This is a genomic window from Sphingomonas sp. Leaf21, assembly GCF_916858675.1.
Classification (GTDB): domain Bacteria; phylum Pseudomonadota; class Alphaproteobacteria; order Sphingomonadales; family Sphingomonadaceae; genus Sphingomonas.
The window spans coordinates 303,584-323,235 of the sequence record NZ_CAKASM010000001.1 but is presented as its reverse complement, the minus strand read 5'-3'; the positions used below and the strand labels follow the sequence as shown (position 1 = coordinate 323,235).

At 65.4% G+C, this 19,652-nt stretch carries 11 protein-coding genes; 4 read left to right on the top strand and 7 right to left on the bottom strand.

The window, feature by feature from the left end:
• Positions 1 to 157: 157 nt before the first annotated feature.
• Positions 158 to 3,136, top strand: a complete 2,979-nt coding sequence (locus LRP66_RS01465) for a TonB-dependent receptor plug domain-containing protein (protein WP_230480721.1) — start codon at positions 158 to 160, stop codon at positions 3,134 to 3,136.
• A gap of 10 nt (positions 3,137 to 3,146) precedes the next feature.
• Here LRP66_RS01465 and LRP66_RS01460 read toward each other — a convergent pair whose 3' ends face one another.
• The 5 genes from LRP66_RS01460 to LRP66_RS01440 all read right to left on the bottom strand — a co-directional run bounded on the left by LRP66_RS01460 (position 3,147) and on the right by LRP66_RS01440 (position 10,654).
• Positions 3,147 to 4,199 (bottom strand): LacI family DNA-binding transcriptional regulator, encoded by a 1,053-nt coding sequence (locus tag LRP66_RS01460; RefSeq protein WP_230480720.1) that lies wholly within the window; start codon positions 4,197 to 4,199, stop codon positions 3,147 to 3,149.
• 6 nt (positions 4,200 to 4,205) lie between these two features.
• On the bottom strand, positions 4,206 to 5,687 hold the full coding sequence (locus LRP66_RS01455; RefSeq protein WP_230480719.1) for a tryptophan halogenase family protein: 1,482 nt from the start codon (positions 5,685 to 5,687) through the stop codon (positions 4,206 to 4,208).
• Positions 5,684 to 6,715 carry a cupin-like domain-containing protein gene (locus LRP66_RS01450; RefSeq protein WP_230480718.1) on the bottom strand — a complete coding sequence of 344 codons (1,032 nt, stop codon included), beginning with the start codon at positions 6,713 to 6,715 and terminating at the stop codon, positions 5,684 to 5,686. The genes LRP66_RS01455 and LRP66_RS01450 overlap by 4 nt, the downstream gene beginning before the upstream one ends.
• Complete coding sequence (locus LRP66_RS01445) at positions 6,708 to 7,427, bottom strand: SapC family protein (protein WP_230480717.1); 720 nt, start codon at positions 7,425 to 7,427, stop codon at positions 6,708 to 6,710. Before LRP66_RS01445 ends, LRP66_RS01450 begins: the two co-directional genes overlap by 8 nt.
• A gap of 182 nt (positions 7,428 to 7,609) precedes the next feature.
• Positions 7,610 to 10,654, bottom strand: a complete 3,045-nt coding sequence (locus LRP66_RS01440; RefSeq protein ID WP_230480716.1) for a TonB-dependent receptor — start codon at positions 10,652 to 10,654, stop codon at positions 7,610 to 7,612.
• A gap of 183 nt (positions 10,655 to 10,837) precedes the next feature.
• Here LRP66_RS01440 and LRP66_RS01435 point away from each other — a divergent pair, with 183 nt between their 5' ends.
• Genes LRP66_RS01435 through LRP66_RS01425 form a run of 3 tightly spaced genes read left to right on the top strand, consistent with a single transcriptional unit; the run spans position 10,838 to position 15,272 of the window.
• Positions 10,838 to 13,102 (top strand): beta-glucosidase, encoded by a 2,265-nt coding sequence (locus LRP66_RS01435; protein WP_230480715.1) that lies wholly within the window; start codon positions 10,838 to 10,840, stop codon positions 13,100 to 13,102.
• 39 nt (positions 13,103 to 13,141) lie between these two features.
• Positions 13,142 to 14,347: an MFS transporter gene (locus LRP66_RS01430; protein WP_230480714.1), complete on the top strand. Its 1,206-nt coding sequence runs from the start codon at positions 13,142 to 13,144 to the stop codon at positions 14,345 to 14,347.
• A gap of 52 nt (positions 14,348 to 14,399) precedes the next feature.
• Positions 14,400 to 15,272, top strand: a complete 873-nt coding sequence (locus LRP66_RS01425; protein WP_230480713.1) for an alpha/beta hydrolase family esterase — start codon at positions 14,400 to 14,402, stop codon at positions 15,270 to 15,272.
• A 24-nt stretch (positions 15,273 to 15,296) separates the two neighbouring features.
• Here the strand turns inward: LRP66_RS01425 and LRP66_RS01420 are convergent, their stop codons facing one another.
• Complete coding sequence (locus LRP66_RS01420; RefSeq protein WP_230480712.1) at positions 15,297 to 17,480, bottom strand: penicillin acylase family protein; 2,184 nt, start codon at positions 17,478 to 17,480, stop codon at positions 15,297 to 15,299.
• A 78-nt stretch (positions 17,481 to 17,558) separates the two neighbouring features.
• Positions 17,559 to 19,604 (bottom strand): M13 family metallopeptidase, encoded by a 2,046-nt coding sequence (locus LRP66_RS01415; RefSeq protein ID WP_230480711.1) that lies wholly within the window; start codon positions 19,602 to 19,604, stop codon positions 17,559 to 17,561.
• Positions 19,605 to 19,652: the final 48 nt, after the last annotated feature.

Below are 19,652 nucleotides of genomic sequence, written 5' to 3'. Positions count from 1 at the left end.
ACGATCGAGGGGGGATGAAATCCTTCGCCCCGCCTCGCTCACGCTAAGTTAAATAAATAACCCATGTCGGTGGAGCGATTCCGCGGGCAAAACGTTCCCGAAATTCCAATGCCTTATGAAAAATCATATCGGGCGTTGAAGAGGGGGGATTTCCGTCATGCGAGCCATGTGGGTCAGCAACGTCGCGATTGCGGTGGCGTGCGTGTCGTTCGCCGTCCCGGCCCAGGCACAGCAAGCCGCAACGTCCACCGATGCGCCGCCCCCCGTCGATGCCCAGGCCGATGCCGTGCCCCAGCAGCCATCCGCCAGCGAAATCGTCGTCACGGGGTCTCGTATCGCGCGTCCCGACTATGCGGCGCCCAACCCGATCGTGTCGTTCGGCGCGGAGAATATCCAGCAGTCGGGCAACACCAACATCACCAATTTCCTTCAGCGTGTCCCGGCGCTGACCAACTCGGTCGACAGCACCCAGTCGGCGGGGTCGGACCGGCCCGGTGGCCAGCTATACGGCGCGGCGGGCCTCAATCTGCTGGACCTCCGCGGGCTGGGGACGGCGCGGACGCTGGTGCTGGTCAATGGGCGTCGCCACGTCGCCAGCCAGATCGACTCCGCCGCCGTCGACATCAACGCGATCCCGACCGACCTGATCGAGCGGGTCGACGTACTGACCGGCGGAGCCTCTGCGGTCTACGGCGCGGATGGCGTGTCGGGGGTCGTCAACTTCATCCTGAAGCGGGACTTCGATGGCGTTCTCGCCCGGTCGCAGTTCGGCGTTTCGGAGCGGGGCGATGCCGCCAATCGCTTCGCATCGATCGGCGCCGGTCGCAACTTCGACAATGGGCGCGGCAACGTCACGCTCTTCTACGAATATAATGCCGACGACCCGCTCCAGAACGACGACCGCGTCTATTTGCGGCGCGAAAACCGGCAATATCTGGTCCCCAATCTCGCTTACACCGGTCCGGCGGCTGGTTCTTACCAGCAGATCCTGGCGGGCGATCTGCGATATCCCTATGGCACGCCGACCGGTTATATCGAGCTGGGCGGACGCGCCTATAATGGCGATGGCAGTCTCTACGATCCCGGAACCCAGGTCGGCGGAGGCTTCGTCAGTGGCGGCAGCGCGACGCCCGTCGCGGGCTATGTCGGCGACCTGCTGCCCAAGACGGAGCGGCATGCCGTCAACCTGCTGACCCATTACGACGTGTCTGACGCGTTGAAGCTGAGTCTGGAGGGCAAGTTCGTTCAGTCGACCGCGACGACCTTCGGCGGCTATTCCGGCAATTATCCGGGGGTCTTCACGCTCGACAACCCCTTCATCCCCACGACCCTGCTGAACGCCGCGCTGGCGGCTGGCGAGACCAGCATCACCTCCAACCGCAACAATACCGACTTTCCCCGGCTGGGCGAAAGCGACCGGCGGCAGACATGGCGCGGTGTCATCGATGTTTCCGGACGGATCAGCGACCATGCGCAATATGATCTGTCCTATACGTACGGCCGGACCGACATCCGGATCACCAAGTTGAACAGTCGCTGGAACGACCGCTTCACCGCCGCGCTGGATGTGGTCACCGACCCGGCCACGGGGCGGCCGACCTGTCGATCCAACCTGACGCCCTCCGCGCTACAGGTCGCCGCGACCAGCTTCACCCCGGGAGCCAATAGCGGATGCCTGCCGATCAATACATTCGGGGCGGGGGTCTATGATCCCGCCGCGCTCGCCTGGGCGACGAACACCGACAATGTCAGCCAGGCGCGGCTGACCCAGTCGGTCGCGACGGCACAACTGACCGGCGACTTCGGCGCACTCTTCAGCCTGCCTGGCGGCCCAGTCCAGTTCGCGGTCGGCGGCGAGTATCGGCGGGAAACCAGCCAGTTCCGGCCCAATGCCTTCCTGACCGGCAAGCAATGGTATCAATATGACGAGGGGGACAGCTTCGATCCCAACTACGTCATCTCCCCCAGTCGCGGCGCCTTCGATGTGTGGGAGGCGTTCGGCGAGGTGAATGCGCCGCTGCTCAAGGACGTGCCCTTCGCCCAGACCCTGTCGGTCGGCGCGGCCGGGCGCCTGTCGGACTACTCCACCGTCGGGCGGACCCAGGCATGGCAGTTCAACGGTGTCTGGGCGCCGATCCGCGACGTGACGTTCAGGGGGTCCTATGGCCAGTCGGTGCGCGCGCCCAATATCGGCGAACTGTTCCAGCCGACCGGCCCGACCACGAACTATTTCGTCGACCCCTGCTATATCGAGAACCGGAACAGCGGATCGTCGACGCGCGCCGCGAATTGCGTGACGCTGATCACCTCGCTGGGCGGCAATCCCGCCAGCTTCACCGCGAACAACAACCCCGATGCGGCGGTCCTGATCAACGGCTCACGAACCGGCAATCCCAACCTGCGTGAGGAGACCGCCCGAACCTGGACGGCCGGTGCCGTCCTGCGTCCCCGATTCATTCCCAATCTCAGTATTTCGGCCGACTGGTACGACATCCGGTTGCGCGATGCGATCAACACGGCGGATGCCAATACCATCGCCAATCTGTGCGTCGACCAGTCGACGCTCGACAACGTCTTCTGCGCGGCGATCCGACGGCGGCAGGGCACGGGCTATATCAACGGCTTCTCGGTCCAGCCGCAGAATGTCGCGGCGTTCCGTACCGCCGGGCTCGACGTCAATGTCAGCTACGTCGTCCGGACCGCGCAGGCCGGGACGTTCGATATCCGGTTCGTCGGCGGCTATCTCCACATGCTGCAGCAGATTGCGACGCCCGGCGCGCAACCCGAGGATCTGGTCGATCAGCCGGGACGGCCCAGGTTCAACTTCGTCTTCTCGCCGACCTGGTCGCTGGGTGGGGTGACGCTCAGCTATAATCTCCGGTGGTTCGACGCGACACGGCGCTTCTCGCGGTTCACGACGGACGCCAATCCCGACTACGCCGCGCCCCAATATCTCCGCTACAGGGAATTGTGGCAGCACGACGTGCAGCTGCAGTACCGGGTGTCCGAAGACTTCACCTTCTACGGCGGGGTCAACAACCTTGCGAACCAGAAGCCGGACGTCGATTCCTACGACTATCCGATCTCGTCACTGGGCCGGTACATGTATGTCGGGGTGAAGCTGGGGCGGCGATAGGCGATCGGGTTCAGCGCGGCGCGCCGGTCGAGGCGCGTATCGCCAGTTCCGCGGGAAGCATGATCGGGCCGGGGGGCGTCGGCTGGCCCGATTGCTCCGCGACGATAAGCTCGACGGCACGTGCGGTTACGGCCGCGATCGGCTGGATCACGGCGGTGAGCGCCGGGTGCACGAAGCGGACGATCGGGGTGTCGTCGAAGCTGATTAGCGACAGCTCGTCGGGCACCCTCAGGCCCCGTTCGCGCGCCAGCTCCAACGTCGCCAGCGCCATCTGGTCATTGCTGGCGATGATCGCGGTCGGCGCCCGCGCTGCGTCGAACAGGGCGCTCGCGGCGCTCCGGCCCGATGCGAAGCTGAAATCCCCCTGCGCCAACAGACCGTCGCACGAGATCCCGGCCGCCGCCATGGCCTTGCGCCAGCCTTCGACGCGCCAGCCGCTCAACTCATATTCGTCGGGACCGGCGATCAGCCCGATGCCGCGATGGCCCAGCCCGATCAGGTGATCCGTGGCCATCCGCGCGGCGCCCTCGTCATCGATCGCAAGCGCAAATCCGCCGCCGAGCTTGAGCGATCCGATCCGCGCGAAGCTGATCCCATGGGCTTCCAGCATTCGGGTGATCAGCGGATTTTCGGAATGCGGCGGGGTCAGGATCACGCCATCGGGCTGAAGCGCGGCAATCGCGCCCAGTAACTCGCGCTCGATATGGTCGCTATGCGTATCGACCAGCTCGACGATCAGGCGATAGCCATGTTCGGCACAGGTGAGCATCCCGCCCAGCATCATCTGGTCGACCCAGTCGGTGCCCTGGCGGTTGCGCCAGTCGGCGATGGTGCGTTCCCGATCGTTGAGCGCGACGATCAGATAGGATCGCGATCCCCCCATCCGCTGCGCCGCGATCGACGGGACATAGCCGAGCTTGGCAATTGACGCCCGTACCCGCTCCATCATCTCGGGGCGGACATTGGGCTCCTTGTTGATGACCCGGCTGACGGTTTGGAGGGAGACACCGGCATCGGCCGCGACGTGCCGGATGGTGACGGACTGACGACGGCGCGGCGCCATGGCGGGTCAGGCCACCGTGCCGCAGTGGCGGGCGATGTAATCCGCGTGCGGCGGCAGCCCCCGGACGGTCGTCGCGACATTCTGCCGCAGCGTGGCGAGCAGCTTGCCCAGTTCGTCGTCGGACAGCCGTGCCGTGATCGGATGATGGCTTTCGGGCACGATCCCCTGGCCCATCATCACCTGTACCCAGCTATTCTCGGCGAAAAGCTCGTCATTGCGGCGGAATACCCGACCCGTCTCCCGGAAAAGCGCGATCTTGTGGGCCAGGCTGTCGGGGATCTCCATATCGCCGCAGTGCCGCCAGAACGCACTGTCCCGGCGTTCATGGACCTTGTAATGCAAAATCAGGAAGTCGCGGATCTGCAGCATGTCCAGCATCTGCTGATCGTTGAACTCGGCGATGTCGTGGACGCTGATCGGACCACCCGGCAGCAGGCGGATCAGCCGCAGGATCGCCCGCTGGATGAGGTGGATGCTGGTCGACTCGAGCGGTTCCATGAACCCGCCCGAGAGACCGATCGCGATGCAGTTCCGATGCCATTGCTTCCGCCTGGCGCCCGTCGTGAAGCGCAGCATGTTGGGATCGGTCAGGACCCTGCCTTCGACGCTGCCGAGCAGCGTTTCGCGCGCCGTCTCGTGATCCATGTAGCGGCTGCAATAGACGATACCGTTGCCCGCGCGGTGCTGCAACGGGATGCGCCATTGCCAGCCCGCCTCATGCGCGATGGCGCGCGTGAAGGGGACGGGGGGGCGGACACTTTCGGTCTGTACCGCGACGGCGGCGTCGCACGGCAGATAATGGCTCCAGTCGTCGAAGCCGACATGCAGTGCCCGCTCCATCAACAGCGCGCGGAATCCGGTGCAGTCGAGGAACAGGTCGCCCTCCACCCGCCGCCCGTCGTCCAGCACGAGGGCGACGATGTTTCCGGTTTCAGGATGCAGGACGATGTCGGCGATACGGCCCTCTATCCGCGTCGCGCCGTCACCTTCGGCCATGCGCCGCAGGAAGCGGCCGTAAAGCGTCGAATCGAGCTGATAGGCATAGTTCATCCGCTCGTCGGGCAGATGGGCGAACCGCCCTTCGCGCGCGGCCATCAGCTCCAGGCAGTAATCGTCATAAGGCGCGTCATGCCCGCGCGCCCGACCGTTGAGCCAGAAATGCTGGAAGCCTGCCGCCCAGTGATCCTTGCCCGTCAGCCCGAAGGAATGGAAATAGCTGTCGTTCGGGCCTTTCCAGCCGTCGAATTGGATACCCAGCTTGAAGGTCGCCTGGGTCGCGGCCATGAACTCGGCCTCGTTGATGCCGAGCAGCCGGTTGAAGGTGATGATCGGCGGAATGGTCGACTCGCCGACCCCGATCGTGCCGATCGCATCGGATTCGACGAGCGTGACGGTTACCGCGCGGCCCAGCGTGCGGGCAAAGGCGGCGGCGGCCATCCAGCCTGCGGTGCCGCCACCGGCTATGACGATGCGGCGGGGTGCGGTCATCGGCTGAGCGTCCGGAGCAGGAAGGAACGGATCCGGCTGGCCAATTCGGGCGTCATAGGGTCCAGGATCCCGCGCCCGCCCTCCGGAATATGCGCCGTGACGCTGTCGTCGTTGGCGAAGACATAATGGTCGAACATCGCGCGCCAATGCGCCTTCTGGTCGGCGGGGAGGTCGCGGATCGTCATCATCGCGTGGTTCAGGGCCTCCTGAGGTTGGCCCATCCAGCGCGGCGCGTCGCGCCACCAGTAATTGACCAGGACGTTGAAGTCCTCGATCCCCTCGACGTGATGCCACCACAAGGCGGGGATATAGACCGCATCGCCGGGCCCGAGCTCGGCGATCTGGGCAACGGCCATCGCTTCGGCGAAGCGGGGGTGGCGATCGAGGTCCGGCTGGTGAAAGTCGACCATGCTGACCGCGCGACCGGCGGGCGTGTTGTCCACCGGGCCCAAATACAGGTTCGCGAACTGCTCTCGCGGGAAGAGCGTGAACCGCCGCCGCCCGACCGCACAGACGGCCAGATTGTTGGGCACGTCGTTATGCGCCGCGATCCGGGTCCGCGTGCCGATCCAGATGCTCGACAACAGGTCGCGGTCGCCCAGGTCGATATGGTTCGCTTCATGCAGGCCGTCGAAATACTGGTGCATGTCGATCGAGGCGAGATAGATGGACGGCGCATCCGGCTGGCCCGCGAACTCGGCGACGCGGGCGAAGATTTCGGGCAGGCGCGCTTCCATCATGCGGAAATTCATCGCCATGGCGTCGTCGTAGAACAGGCGGCCGCCACTGCCGGGGACACCGACCGATACGGTGAAGAGGCGATCGCGATGACAGTCGAGCAGATAGCGCCGCGCGGTCTCGGCCGAGGCCAGGCCCGCCTGGACCAGTGGCCAGTCGCTCGCGAGGCCCCGGACGACGAACGGCCGATCGCTCGTGCGCAGCGCCGCATCCAGCGCTTCCGTGTCGGCGACCGCGATCTCCGGCACGGGGGGCAGGGTGGTCGGCGTCGCGGCGTGTGCTTCAGTCACGGTGCATCCGCCGGTTGCGCCGCGCGATCAGCGCACCCCATTGGCTGAGCGATGCGATGGCCATGTAGATGGCTTCCAGATGTCCGGCCGCGTGGAGTTCGGCGACCGCCGCGCCGTCGAGCGCGGCGAGGCGGTCCTCGTCGATGATATGGAAGCCGACGAGCCGGTTGGTCGACCCGTCGTCGAGGGTGACCTCGAGCGAGAAGGGTTCGAGCAGGTCGTAACGGCGGATCGCCGCGAAGAATCCCGCCGCGTCGCGATAGCCCTGGTCCAGATCGCCGAGCTGCTCCGCGATGCGGTCGAGATAGGGGGTCGCACGGCCGTGATCGTCGAACACCCGGATGCCGTCATCGCCCGTCGCGATGCGCGGCGAGTCGAGATCGACATGCACCTGCTTTACGCGGTCGTCATTGGGATTGCCGCCGATCAGGAAGGGCTGGATCGTCATGGCGAGGGGCCGATAGCGCGCGTCCCATCCGCGATCGGACAGATAGAGATTCTCGCCATTTTCAAAACCGAACATCGCGAAGGCGTGAAAGCCGTCGCGTTCGGGGTTCATGCGGAACAGGATCGGGTATTCGGCCTGTACCGCTCGAAACTCGGTCGGCACGGTGACGCAGCACATCTGCGCATCGCCGAGCATGGCATCGCTCCGGTCGAGGATGCGCAGGTCGCGATGCGCCTCCGCGGTCAGGATCGCATGGCGGGTCATCAGGTCTGTCTTTCCGGTCGCGGGACGGTTGGGGCGGGCAGCGGGGACGAAACGGATAGCGACCCTGTCCGGTCCCATCCTCTCCTCTGATCGTCACACGCCTGGCCATCTCGGCCAGATTGCCGCCGTCCGCCCGAAAAGGCCAGCTTTCCCGTCCGGAAAAGCTGGCCCGATTACGGTCATCAGAAGGTGAAGCGCACGCCCGCGGAATAGCGCGCGTCCTGCTTCGTCACGAAGGTGATGTTTCGATCCGACCGGAGATGACCGCTACGGTTCTCGCCCAGGATGTTGATTCCCTCGGCAAAGATCGCGACGCTCTTGGTCAAAGCATAGCTCGCGCTGGCGTCAAGCTGGCCATAGGTGTTGATATAGGTCGGGTTGATACCCGACGCGGCCAGATAACCCTTGCGCCAGTTATACGCGGCACGCGCCTGGATGCCGTATTTGTCATAGAACAGCACCGCATTCGCGCTGTCGGACAGGCCCGTGATCGCGAACTGCGAAATGCTGGCGGGCAGGGCATTGTTATAGTCGCGGTTGCCCTTCACGATCGTGTAGTTGAGGATCGTGCCGAAGCCCGTATCCCAGAAATTGTGCTGGATCGCGAATTCGAAGCCGTTGACCGTCGCCGTCTGGTCGCTGTTGAACGGCGTCGTGACGACGAAGTTTGCCAGCGGATCGTTGGGCTGTGCGATGATCGTGCCGTTGACCACGCCGCCGGGGAAGTTCGTGGCGATGTAGTTGCGGATATCGGCGAAGGTGGCGTTCGCACCCAGCGCATTGATCGCCGCCTGATAGCGCGGACCATATTGCGCCGGCCCGCCAAAGGTCGAAACCGGGGTGGTGATCCCGGGAAGCGTCACGTTCACCTGGGTCTGGCTGATATAGTTGGACACGACCTTGTGGAAGAAGCCGACCGAAAGGTAGCTGTCCGACTTATAGTACCATTCCGCCGACAGATCGATGTTCTTCGACTTGTACGGGATGAGGTTGGGATTGCCGACCGCGCCGGTGCCACCGCCAATGCGGAACAACTGGTCGATGCGGCGACCGCCCTGGAGGCTGCCATAATCGGCGCGCGTGATGGTGTGGCTGTACGACGCGCGCAGCTTGACGTTCTCGATCGGCTGGAAGTCGAAGTCGACCGAAGGAAGCCAGTTCTGGTAGCTGCCCTTGAACGTGGTGAACCCGCTGCCAGAGAACAGGACGTTGAATTCGTTCTGCGAATTCTGTCGCGCGCCGACCGGGGTTGGCACCAGCGCCGAGGCCGACACGTCGGTATTCTCGAACCGCAACCCGGCGATCAGGTGCGCGGGACGCGAAAACAGGTCCATCTTGCCGTTGAACTGGAAGTAGGGCGACACCGTCTTTTCACGAATGCGCGAGTCGGTGTTGTAGGGGATCAGACACTGCCCGTTGCCGCCGCAGATATTGTACGCCTTGTCCAGCAGCGACACCATCGTCGGCAGGTCGAAGCCATAGAAGGACTTGACCATCGACGGATCGTTCGCGCCGTTGATGCCGGAGAACTTGTCCGGAATGCTGATGAGCTTGAACAGGTCGTCCGGGATCAGCGCCGCTGCCGCCGCGCGTTGCGCCGCACTGTCGCCGCCGGTGCCGCCCCAGGTGTCGTTCTGGAGCACGCTATAGGCCGAACGCACCTTGTTGTCGGTATAGTCGAAGCCCCAGTCCAGGCTGTCCAAGAAGCCCTGCTCATGGTCGTAATGGCCACGGAACTGGACCTGTTTGATCTCGTCGCGGAAATAGGAATTGCGGAAGGCGCTGCCCGTCGGAACGATATTCGCGGCGTTCAGCGGGTCGATTCCCGGCTGCATCGCGAACGAGATGATCGGCAGGCCCTTGTCGAAGTTGATCGTCTGGTTCTGAACCCCGAAGATCGCCGTGCCGACCGAGTTGCTGTTGCCATAGGGATTGTCGGGCTTCGACTCGGCCGTCGAGTGATGCGCATCGATCGAGAGGGTGACGCCGCCCGGCGCCTTCCAGGTCAGGTTGCCGCCCAGCGACTTGTTGATGCTGCGAACCGAGGTCTGCGTCGCCGAATAGGCGAGGTCCTTGGCCTCGGCGGCGGTGAAGCGCTCGGTATAGAAGACCGGGCCGGCGACCGGACCATCGGTCCATGCGCTCGACGTGTCGTTGTGATTGTACCAGATGCCGACATTGTTGTCGCGAATGTCGAAGGTGTTCTGCGAATAGGTGTAGTCGACGGTCGCAGTCAGGTCGTCGGTAGGACGGAATTGCAGAACCGCCTGGCCGTTGATGCGCTCGCGGCGGCCGTTGACGATATTGTAGCTGGCGTTCTGCGGCACCTGATAGACGTCGGTCGGCCCGGGTCGATTGGTGATGTTGGCGTAACGCGGATCACCCTGCTGCGCGAGCGAGCCCCAGTTGTTCTCCGAGCCCAGATAGCCGTCACGCCAGCCGACATTCGCCTGGTTCTGGCTGAAATTGCGGCGCTGATAGGCACCGGTGACGAGAATGCCGATCCGGTCGTCGGCAAAGGTGTCGGAGACGATGCCCGAAACCTCGGGCGTAATGTCCTTACCGCCATTCTGAGAGGTGTCGACGACGCCGCGCGCCGAGATCGACCCGCGCAGGCCGGGCTTGTCGAACGGGCGCGGGGTACGGATATTGATCGTCGAGCCGATACCGCCCGAAGGAACGGTCGCGCGCCCGGACTTGTAGACCTCCAGCGCCGCGACGCCTTCGGATGCCAGGTTGGCGAAGTCGAACGAACGCGAACCCGGCGCGCTGTTGCCGTCACCGATGGTCGAGGTCGGCATCTGGCGGCCGTTCAGCGTCACCAGGTTATATTCGGGACCGAAGCCGCGAACGGTGACGAACTGGCCTTCGCCGTTCGACCGGTCGATCGAGACGCCGGTGATGCGCTGGAGCGATTCGGCGAGGTTCGTGTCGGGGAACTTGCCCATTTCCTCGGCGCTGATCGCATCGACCACGCCCTGCGCATTGCGCTTGATATCGATCGACTGGCGCAAGCTGGCGCGGATACCGGTGACGACGATGTCGCCGTCGCCCTGGGCCGGATCGGCGGGGCCGGTGGCCGTGGGCTGCGGATCGGTTTGCGACGGACCGGGATTGCCCATCGTCGCATTGGCATCCTGCGCCATGGCGACAGCGGGAATGGCCAGGGCGACGGTCGAAACACCGATAGCGAAATTGGATAGCAGGCGAGCACGAACGCTACGCATGGAAACCTCCCCTCATGAACCTGACGCGGTTTGGCCGCGCTCTTGAGAACGTTCACTCGTTCAAAGGCCTTTTGGTGTCAAGAGCGTTCGGCCATTGAAAACGCACGATTGTGAACGTTCTCCGGATATGCTTGTCTGACAGCGGGATAAGGCTAGAAGCGCCGCCGAACAGGGAGGATGCATATGACCGGATTGCGTTTTGCGAGCGGATTGGCGCTGATCGCGCTGGTGACGGCCGGGGCCGGGGCACCGTCCATCGCTCAGACCAAAGCACAGGCCAAGACGCCTGTGTCGGCCAAGGCGGCGCGCGCGCGTGCCGATAGGATCGTTGGCAAAATGACACGCGCCGAAAAGATCGCGTTGGTCCATGGGCTGTTTCCGCCGCTGGCGGCGGGCAAGTCGTCCAACCAGCTCATTCCCTCGGCTGGCCATATCGACGGAATTCCGCGACTCGGGGTGCCCCTGACGCGCGAAAGCGACGCCTCGCTCGGCGTCGCCAACCAGGTCGAGCAGCGCATCGGCGACGTCGCCACCGCCTTGCCGTCAGGCCTGGCGACGGCGGCGAGTTTCGATCCCGCCATCGCTCGGGCGGGCGGCGCGATGATCGGCGCGGAGGCGCGGGACAAGCGCTTCAACGTCCTGCTGGCGGGCGGCGTCAACCTGACGCGCGATCCGTGGAACGGGCGCAACTTCGAATATCTGGGCGAGGACCCCTTGCTGGCGGGCACGCTGGGAGGTGCGCACATCGCCGGTGTCCAGTCCAACCGGATCGTCTCGACGATCAAGCACTTCGCGCTGAACGCACAGGAAACCGGTCGCCTGGTCGTCGATGCGCGGATCGACGAGGCGGCGCTTCGGATGAGCGACCTGCTCGCCTTCCAGATCGCGATCGAGAAGGGGCGGCCGGGTTCGGTCATGTGCGCCTATAACAAGGTGAATGGCGATTGGTCTTGCGAGAACCCCCACCTGTTGAACGACGTGCTCAAGCGCGATTGGTCCTATCCGGGCTGGGTGATGAGTGACTGGGGCGCGGTACATTCGACGGTGAAGGCCGCGAATGCGGGGCTGGACCAGGAGTCGGGCGAGGAACTCGACAAGGCGGTCTATTTCGGCGCAGCACTCGGAGAGGCCGTCGCGAAGGGCGAGGTTCCGGAGGCGCGGCTGAACGACATGGTCGCGCGCTACCTGACCGGGCTGATCGAGACGGGGGCCTTCGACACGCCGACGCCAGCGCAGGCGGTGACGCCGGACTATGCCGCCCATGCCGAGGTCGCGCAGCGCACGGCGGAAGCGGGCATCGTGCTGTTGAAGAACGAGGGCGATCTGTTGCCGCTTGCCGCGACTGCAAAACGGATCGTCGTCATCGGCGGCAATGCGGATGTCGGCGTGTTGTCGGGTGGCGGATCGTCGCAGGTACGCTCGGTAGGCGGCGCGCCGGTCGAGATCCCGCTGGCCTATGGCGGGTCGGCCTCGTTCGCTCGGATCACCTATCATGCCTCCTCGCCGCTCCTCGCGTTGCGCAAGGCTCTGCCCGGCGTCGAGGTGCAGTGGATGGACGGCCGCAACCTGAACGCCACGCTGGCTGCGGCAAAGGCGGCGGATATCGCCATCTTCTTCGCGACCCAGTGGACGACGGAAGCGGACGACGTGCCCGACCTGCGCCTGCCCAACCAGCAGGATGCGCTCATCGCTGCGATCGCCGGGGTCCAGCCGCACACCATCGCGGTGATGGAGACGGGTGGACCGGTCCTGATGCCGTGGATCGCCAAGGTTCCCGCCGTGGTGCAGGCCTGGTATCCCGGACAGCGCGGGGGCGAGGCGCTGGCGGCGATCCTGACCGGACAGGTCAACCCATCGGGGCGCCTGCCGATCACCTTTCCCGCCGACGCCTCGCAGCCGCCCCGCCCACGACCGGTGGGGTTGGACCAGATGAAGGGCCTCGAGGCGGAGGCTGCCTCAAATCCGGCGGCAGCCTCGACCATGACGCTGCCGAGCTTCCCGGTGGATTATGTCGAGGGCGCCGATGTCGGCTATCGCTGGTACGAGAAGAAGGGACTGAAACCCCTGTTTCCGTTCGGCTACGGGCTCAGCTACACGAAGTTCACCTATGGCAACCCCGTCGTCACCGGCGGGCGGACGATCCGCGTGACCGTCGACGTGACGAACAGCGGCCAGCGCGAGGGGGCCGACGTGCCACAACTCTACGTCGCGCGCGACGGCGACGTGGCGCCGATGCGGCTCGCCGCGTTCCAGCGCATCGCCCTCAAGCCGGGGGAGACGCGTCGGGTAACCCTGACGGCCGAGCCCCGGATCCTTGCCGATTATGACACCGGCTTGCCGGGCTGGCGGATCGCCGGGGGGACGTATCGTGTCGCGGTCGCCCATGACGCCAACGACCGCGCGATGGTCCGCACCGTGGCGGTCCAGGCGCAGACGATGAAGCCCTAAGTCCGTTGCCGGGTGGGAGATTAGCGGGCAGGGTGGGGCATGTCCCCACCCGGCTCCGTTCCTACCCCCGTAAAGTCCCCGGTTGCGCTCTGGCCCTATGCCCTCGCCAATATCGGCGGCGTGGTGGCCTATCTCCCGCTCCTGACATTGCTCCTGCCGCTCAAGGTCGAGGCGATCAGTCCCGGCGGCCGTATCGCGTTGCTCTCGCTGATCGCGGTTGCTGGCGCGATCACGGCCAGCGGCGCCAATATCCTGTTCGGCTGGCTCAGCGACCGCTCGCGCCGTTCCGGACGGGGCAGGCGGGGGTGGATGGCGATGGCGCTGGGCGGCGTGTGTGTCAGCTATGCCCTGTTCGCGGTCGCCACCTCTCCGGCAGCGATCGTCGTGGCGATCCTGTGCTTCCAGTTCGCCGTCAACGCGCTGCTCGCGCCATTGATGGCGATCATGGCGGAGGAGATTCCCGATTCGAAACGGGGCATGGCGGGCGGGTTGATCGCGCTTGGCAATCCTGCGGCCTCCGGGTTGTCGGCATGGTTGGTGGGGGAGGCGACGCTTGGCGCCGATGGTCGCCTGCTGATCGTGTTCCTGACGATCATGGCCTGTGTCCTGCCGCTGGTGGCGCGGAGCCGCGTCGCGGTTTCGGCGGACGCCGCCATCGCCCGGACCGCGCCGCCGCCACGCCGCGATTTCATCGTCGCGGGAATGTCGCGACTGATGATCCAGGTCGCCGCCGTCGTGACCCAATGCTATCTCCTCTATTATTTTGAGACGATCGTTCCGTCCGGCGAGCAGGCGGATTTGCCGCGGTGGATCGGGCAGGTCTTCACCGTCGCCTTCGTCCTGCCGCTACCCATCGCGCTGGTGCTGGGGCGACTGGCCGACCGGATCGAGCGGCGCAAATATGTTCTGTTGCTGGCCGCACTGGTCGCGGCGGGGGGACTGGCCGCGATGGCCCTTGCCCAGAGCCGGGAAGCCGGGGCGGCGGCGTTCATGCTCTATACGACGGGATCGTCGGTGTTCGTCGCGCTGCACTCGGGATTGAGCTTCCAACTGCTTCCCGACCCGGCACATCGCGGGCGCGACCTTGGCGTCTACAATCTGGCGAACACGTTGCCGACCCTGATCGGCGCAGCGCTCGCCTGGGCCTTCGCCACCCCGGAGGATTTCAGCGTGGTACTGCTCGCCCTGGCGCTCATCACGGTATCCGGGGGGCTGGCGATCCTGGGGGTAAAGACGTGGCGGTAGCGCCAAAGGACATGGGCCGGGGTCGGGGCCACCGCCGGGATGGAGTGTCGCAATGAAATCGCTGATCCGCGTGGCGCTGCTGCTGTTCGCCTGCCTGGTATCGACGCCGCTGCTGGCGGAATGTCGACTCGACGCCCTCGACCGGTTGGCCGAACGGTCGCTGCTTCATAGGCCCGCTCGTGCTGCGTCCGACATGATGCCGTTGGTCGTCCTTCTGCACGGAAGCACGAGCGATGGCGAACACATGCTGCGCGAGAGCGGTCTGGCGCGGACGGCGGATCGGCACGGTTTCTTGGTGGTCGCGCCCAATGGCGGGATCGCGGCGGGGCAGGGCTTCGTCTGGAACATTCCCGGCGTTCCGACCGTCACCGGCAGCCTGCCGCCCAAGGGCGCGCGCGACGACGTCGCCTATCTGCATGGGCTTGTCGACCGGCTGGTCGCAACCGGTTGCGTCGACGGCGCACGGGTCTATGCGACCGGGCTGTCCGGCGGTGGGCGGATGACCTCGCTGCTCGGCTGTCGGCTGTCCGGTAGCTTCGCTGCCATCGCTCCGGTCGTCGGACTGCGCGCCGGGCGTCCGTCCGAAGAGGACCCCGCCGAAGTCGATCCGGCAAGTTGCCGCCCTGCGAAGGCAATTCCGCTGTTGGCCTTTTCGGGCGATGCGGACACCACCAATCCGATCGCTGGCGGCGGCGCGCCCTATTGGCGCTATTCGCAGGCGGCCGCGTTACGGCGATGGGCGACGCTCAATCGCTGCACGACCGCTTACAGCCATGCCATCGACGGGATAACATATGAGCAGGGCTATGAGGGGTGCACCGAGGGCGCGACGGTCGCGGCGCGGGTGAGGCGCCGCGGCGGCCATAGCTGGTCGGTGGTCGACAATGACGCGTTGTGGGCGTTTTTCTCCCGCCATCACCGTTAAGGCGAACCGCCGTCCGACGCGGCGTCATCCGCCTGGACGATAGGTGCGTTCGACATGTCCGGCGAGTTCGTCGGGCCAGAAATAGACCGGTCTCAGGCGACCGGTGGCGTAGCGATCGATCTGATCGGCGAAATGCGGCGAGGCGGGATCGCCGCTCTGGCCCCCCGCCATCACGGCGGTGGCTTTCACGCGGGGGCCAAATTCGACGATCGCGACGAAGCTGTTCCCGCTGGTGCCGTAATAGCGTTGTGTGCCCGGCCAGCGTCTGGCGCCGAACGACGCAAGGCTGCCCCATTGTGCCGATGTGAAGGGGATGGGTGTCGACGCCTTTGCGTCGTCAAAATGCGGTCGGATCGAATCGTCCAGCCGCTGGAAGCGGTTGATCTGCCCCCAGGGCGTCCGCCAACGTCCGAAATCGCGTTGCAGCCGGGCGACCGCCGCCGCGAGCGCGGCGATCCTGGTGGCGGCATCGACGCGCGTCGCGATATAGTCGGGTACGTTCATCCGCTCCGCCTGTGCGAAGCCCCCGACCTCGCGCCATAGTTCGTCGCCCCAGAACACCGCGAGGCTCGTCGCTATGGAATTTGCCGCCCAGCGATGGTTCCAGCGCGCCAGCATCGCGACCGGCTCGGCGAGCGCGCGCCGACGCGGATCGGTCGAGGGGAGGGCCCGCCACGCCTCCACGAGGCCCGGCAGGAGATGCGCGAAAGCGGGCAGATAGGGATCGTAGGCGGCGGTGCGAAGCCGCTCGGCCGTCCAGTCGCGCTTGCCGGTCAGCAGGAGGTCGGCATGTTCACCGCGTGCATTGGGGCCCGTCTGGTCCATGTAGCGGGGATAGTCCGGCGCCTTCGGGCTGTCGGGACCAGCCGCGCTCCAGGGCCAGTCGTTGGTGTTGTGGACCCAGCCGACGCGTGGATTGGCGACGCTGGGCAGGCTGGCGAGCGAATGGAGGCCCTGCCAGTCGGTCGCAGGATCGCTGCCGTCGACCGGGCGGGTATAGTCGAACCGGTCGTTCCTGACCGGCATGAACTGCGGCATGAGAAACGCGATCTCGCCACGATCATCCGCGAACAGCGTGTCGTTGGAGGAATTCGCCTTGCGCTCGGCAACCGTCAGATAGTCAGCGAGATTGGTAGCCTTGGTGCGCAGCCAGCTCTGCTCCAGAGCGGGCACCGGTCGCCACATCAACGCGGTCGCCATCCAGCGGCCGTCCCTTATCGCGACGATCGGGCCGTGATGGGTCCGCCAGGTGACGAAGCGCCGCTCGCCGAGGCTGCCATCGGGGCGGCGGACGCGGATCGTGACCGGGCGGCTGACGACCGGGTGATCTTCGCGTCCATAGCGATAGGTCCAACCGTCCGCATGATGCGCGACCCGCTCGGCGAACTGGTCGACATTGTCGACGGTCGACGAGGTATGCATCCACCCGGCATGGGCGTTGAAACCCTGATAGACGAAGAACTGGCCCCAGGTGCTTGCGCCATAGGCGTTCAGACCGGCGTCGCTGGTCATCTGTGCCTCGGATCGGAAATAGAAGCTCGTGTGCGGATTGATGAGCAGCAGCGCGTGCCCCGCGCTGGTCAGCTTGGGCGCGATCGCGATGCCGTTCGATCCGGACGGCTCGCGCGGCACGATGCCGCGCTCTTCCGGACTGGGCGGGGTCGGCTGCCCATAGAAAGTCTTGAGGTCCGACAGTGAAATCCGCTCGATATCCCCGCCGATGCTGCCCTCGGTAAAACTGAGCGCCATCCACGGCTCGAACCTGGTCAGCACTTTTGGCTGGGTGCGCGGATGCGTCGCCAGATAGTAATTCAGGCCATTCGCCCAGGCATCCATCAATTGTCGCAGCCACTCCGGACTGGCGGCATATTGTGCCTGAAGCTCGACGGGATCGACGAACAGCCTTTGGCGAAGATCGGCCCAGATCGCGTCCTCACCCTCCGCTTCTGCGCTCCGACCGAGCGCGGTGAGATAATTGGCCTCGATCCTCGCGAAATCATCCTCGGCCTGGGCATAGGTCATGCCGAAGACGGCATCGGCGTCGGTCTTTCCCCTCACATGCGGAATGCCCCAGTCATCGCGCACGATCGTCACACGGGCCGCCTGCGCCTGCCAGCGCTGCCACTCGGCGTCGGGGGCAGCGGCCGTCGTCGCGAGGACCAGTGTGAGGATCAGCGTTTTTCGCGTCTGTCGCAAAGCCCTGTTCATGACGCGAGATTAGGGCTGTTACATCGCGATGGCCACGCTCGGAGACGGGTGTCGCCCCCTATCGCGGCCATCCCGCTCTTACCAGACGTGGACGCGCTGCTCCGGGGTCAGGTACAGCTTCTGGCCGGGCTCCACCTTGAACGGGCCATACCAGGCGTCGAGGTTGCGGACGGTCAGCACGCGCCACGGTGCGGGCGCATGCACGTCGGTGGCGATCCGCGCGCGCAACGCCTTGTCCCGCATCTTCGTCCGCCAGCTCTGCGCGAAGGCGAGGAAGAAGCGCTGGTCACCCGAGAGCCCGTCGATCACCGGCGCGGGCTTGCCACCCAGCGATGCGCGATAGGCTTCGTAGGATGCTGTCAGACCGGCGACATCCGCGATATTCTCGCCCAGTTCCTGTTCGCCGTTCAGGTGGAGGCCGGGCAGCGCTTCATAGGCGCTGTATTGCGCGACGAGGGCCTGGCCCGCGCCCTCGAAGCGCTTGAGATCGGCGGGTGTCCACCAATTGTGCAGCCGCCCGGTCGAGTCGAAGTCGCTGCCCAGATTGTCGAAGCTGTGGCTGATCTCGTGTCCGATCACAGATCCGATCGCACCGTAATTGGCGGCGGCGTCGAACCTGGGGTCGAAATAGGGGCTTTCGAGGATCGCCGCCGGGAAGTTGAGCGCGTTCTGGAGCGGCAGGTTCACCGCATTCACCGTCTGCGGCGTCATCCACCATTCGCTGCGATCGACCGGCTTGCCCAGCTTCGAGACGTGATACCGATAGAGCGCGAGCTTCGCGCGCTGCGCGTTGCCGACCGGGTCGTCGGCGCGCACATCGAAGCGCGGGTAATTCCACCAATGGTCGGGATAGCCGACCCCGACCTTCAGCACCGCGAGCTTGCGCCGCGCCTCCGCCTTGGTCGCGGGCGCCATCCAGTCGAGCGCGGCGATGCGCCGGTCAAACGCGGCGACGATGTTCGTCACCATATGCTGGATCTCGGTCTTGGACGATGCCGGGAAGTAACGCTGGGCGTAGATCTTGCCGACGGCTTCCCCCAGCGCGCCATTGACCGCAGCGATGCCGCGCTTCTCGCGCGGCTGCTGCGCGGGGGTGCCGTTCAGCGTCTGCCCGTAAAAGCCGAAAGCGGCGTCGTCGATCGCCTTGGGGAGCGATCCGGTCACCTGGTTGACGGTGTGGAAGGCCAGCCAGTCCTGCCAGCTTTGCAGCGGCTCGCTGGCGACGAGCGCGGACAATTTTGTGATGGCGTCGGGTTGCCAGGCGATGAAATCGCGCTGACCCGCCGGAATGCCGGCCGCGTTCCAGAAGCTTGGCCAGTCGATGCCCGGTGCACGCTTGGCGAACTCGTCGCGAGTCCATGGGTTGTCGCCCTTGTGCGCGTCCTGGCTGGCGATGATGTCCGTCTGCGCGGTGGCGATCTTCATCTCCAGCGCATAGACCCGCGCCGCGCGTTCCTGCGGATCGGACAGCCCGGCAAGCTGCATCAGCCTTGCCAGATAGGCTTGATAGGCGGTTCGGATCTCCGCCATTTCGGGCTTGTCCGACAGGTAATAGTCGCGGTCCGGCAGACCAAGTCCGCCCTGCATCAGATAGGGGATGTTGCGGGTCGGCTGGTTCAGGTCCTGGCTGACGAACAGGCCGAACAGATCGTTGGTGCTGGCGTAATTGTTGTTGTTGAACGGATCGGTGTCCGACCGCATCGCCGCGCCGATCGCACGGGACAGGTCGCGCTTGTCCTTGATCGCGGCGATCGCCGCGAGGCTGGACTGGATCGGCGCGAGGCCGCGGGCTTCGATCCCGGCCGTATCGGTATAGGCGGCATAATAGTCGGCGATCCTCTGCTGATCGCTGCCCGAAGCGCCTTTCGCCGAAGCGGCGCCCTTGATGATCGCGGCGGTCCGCGCTTCGGCCCGTAGCGAGACGTCGAGCCCGACGCCGATCGACGAACGATCCGCCGGGATCTGTGCCGTCTTCGCCCATGTCCCGTTGGCATAATCGTTGAAGTTGTCGCCCGGTTTGACGGCTTGGTCGATCAGCGCCTTGTCGACGCCGGACAATAGTCCCGTCTGGGCGACGGCGGCGGACGAGGCGAGGAGGGCGAGGACGAGAGCGAAGCGCTTCATAGATATCCTGGGATCGGGAGGTTATGCCCGATGGAGCACCCGATGCGC

Bases quoted from the DNA above. Each gene is read 5' to 3' on its own strand.
- LRP66_RS01415 (WP_230480711.1), bottom strand. From the start codon at position 19,604: ATGAAGCGCTTCGCTCTCGTCCTCGCCCTCCTCGCCTCGTCCGCCGCC.
- LRP66_RS01440 (WP_230480716.1), bottom strand. From the start codon at position 10,654: ATGCGTAGCGTTCGTGCTCGCCTGCTATCCAATTTCGCTATCGGTGTT.
- LRP66_RS01420 (WP_230480712.1), bottom strand. From the start codon at position 17,480: ATGAACAGGGCTTTGCGACAGACGCGAAAAACGCTGATCCTCACACTG.
- LRP66_RS01435 (WP_230480715.1), top strand. From the start codon at position 10,838: ATGACCGGATTGCGTTTTGCGAGCGGATTGGCGCTGATCGCGCTGGTG.
- LRP66_RS01465 (WP_230480721.1), top strand. From the start codon at position 158: ATGCGAGCCATGTGGGTCAGCAACGTCGCGATTGCGGTGGCGTGCGTG.
- LRP66_RS01455 (WP_230480719.1), bottom strand. From the start codon at position 5,687: ATGACCGCACCCCGCCGCATCGTCATAGCCGGTGGCGGCACCGCAGGC.
- LRP66_RS01430 (WP_230480714.1), top strand. From the start codon at position 13,142: ATGTCCCCACCCGGCTCCGTTCCTACCCCCGTAAAGTCCCCGGTTGCG.
- LRP66_RS01445 (WP_230480717.1), bottom strand. From the start codon at position 7,427: ATGACCCGCCATGCGATCCTGACCGCGGAGGCGCATCGCGACCTGCGC.
- LRP66_RS01425 (WP_230480713.1), top strand. From the start codon at position 14,400: ATGAAATCGCTGATCCGCGTGGCGCTGCTGCTGTTCGCCTGCCTGGTA.
- LRP66_RS01460 (WP_230480720.1), bottom strand. From the start codon at position 4,199: ATGGCGCCGCGCCGTCGTCAGTCCGTCACCATCCGGCACGTCGCGGCC.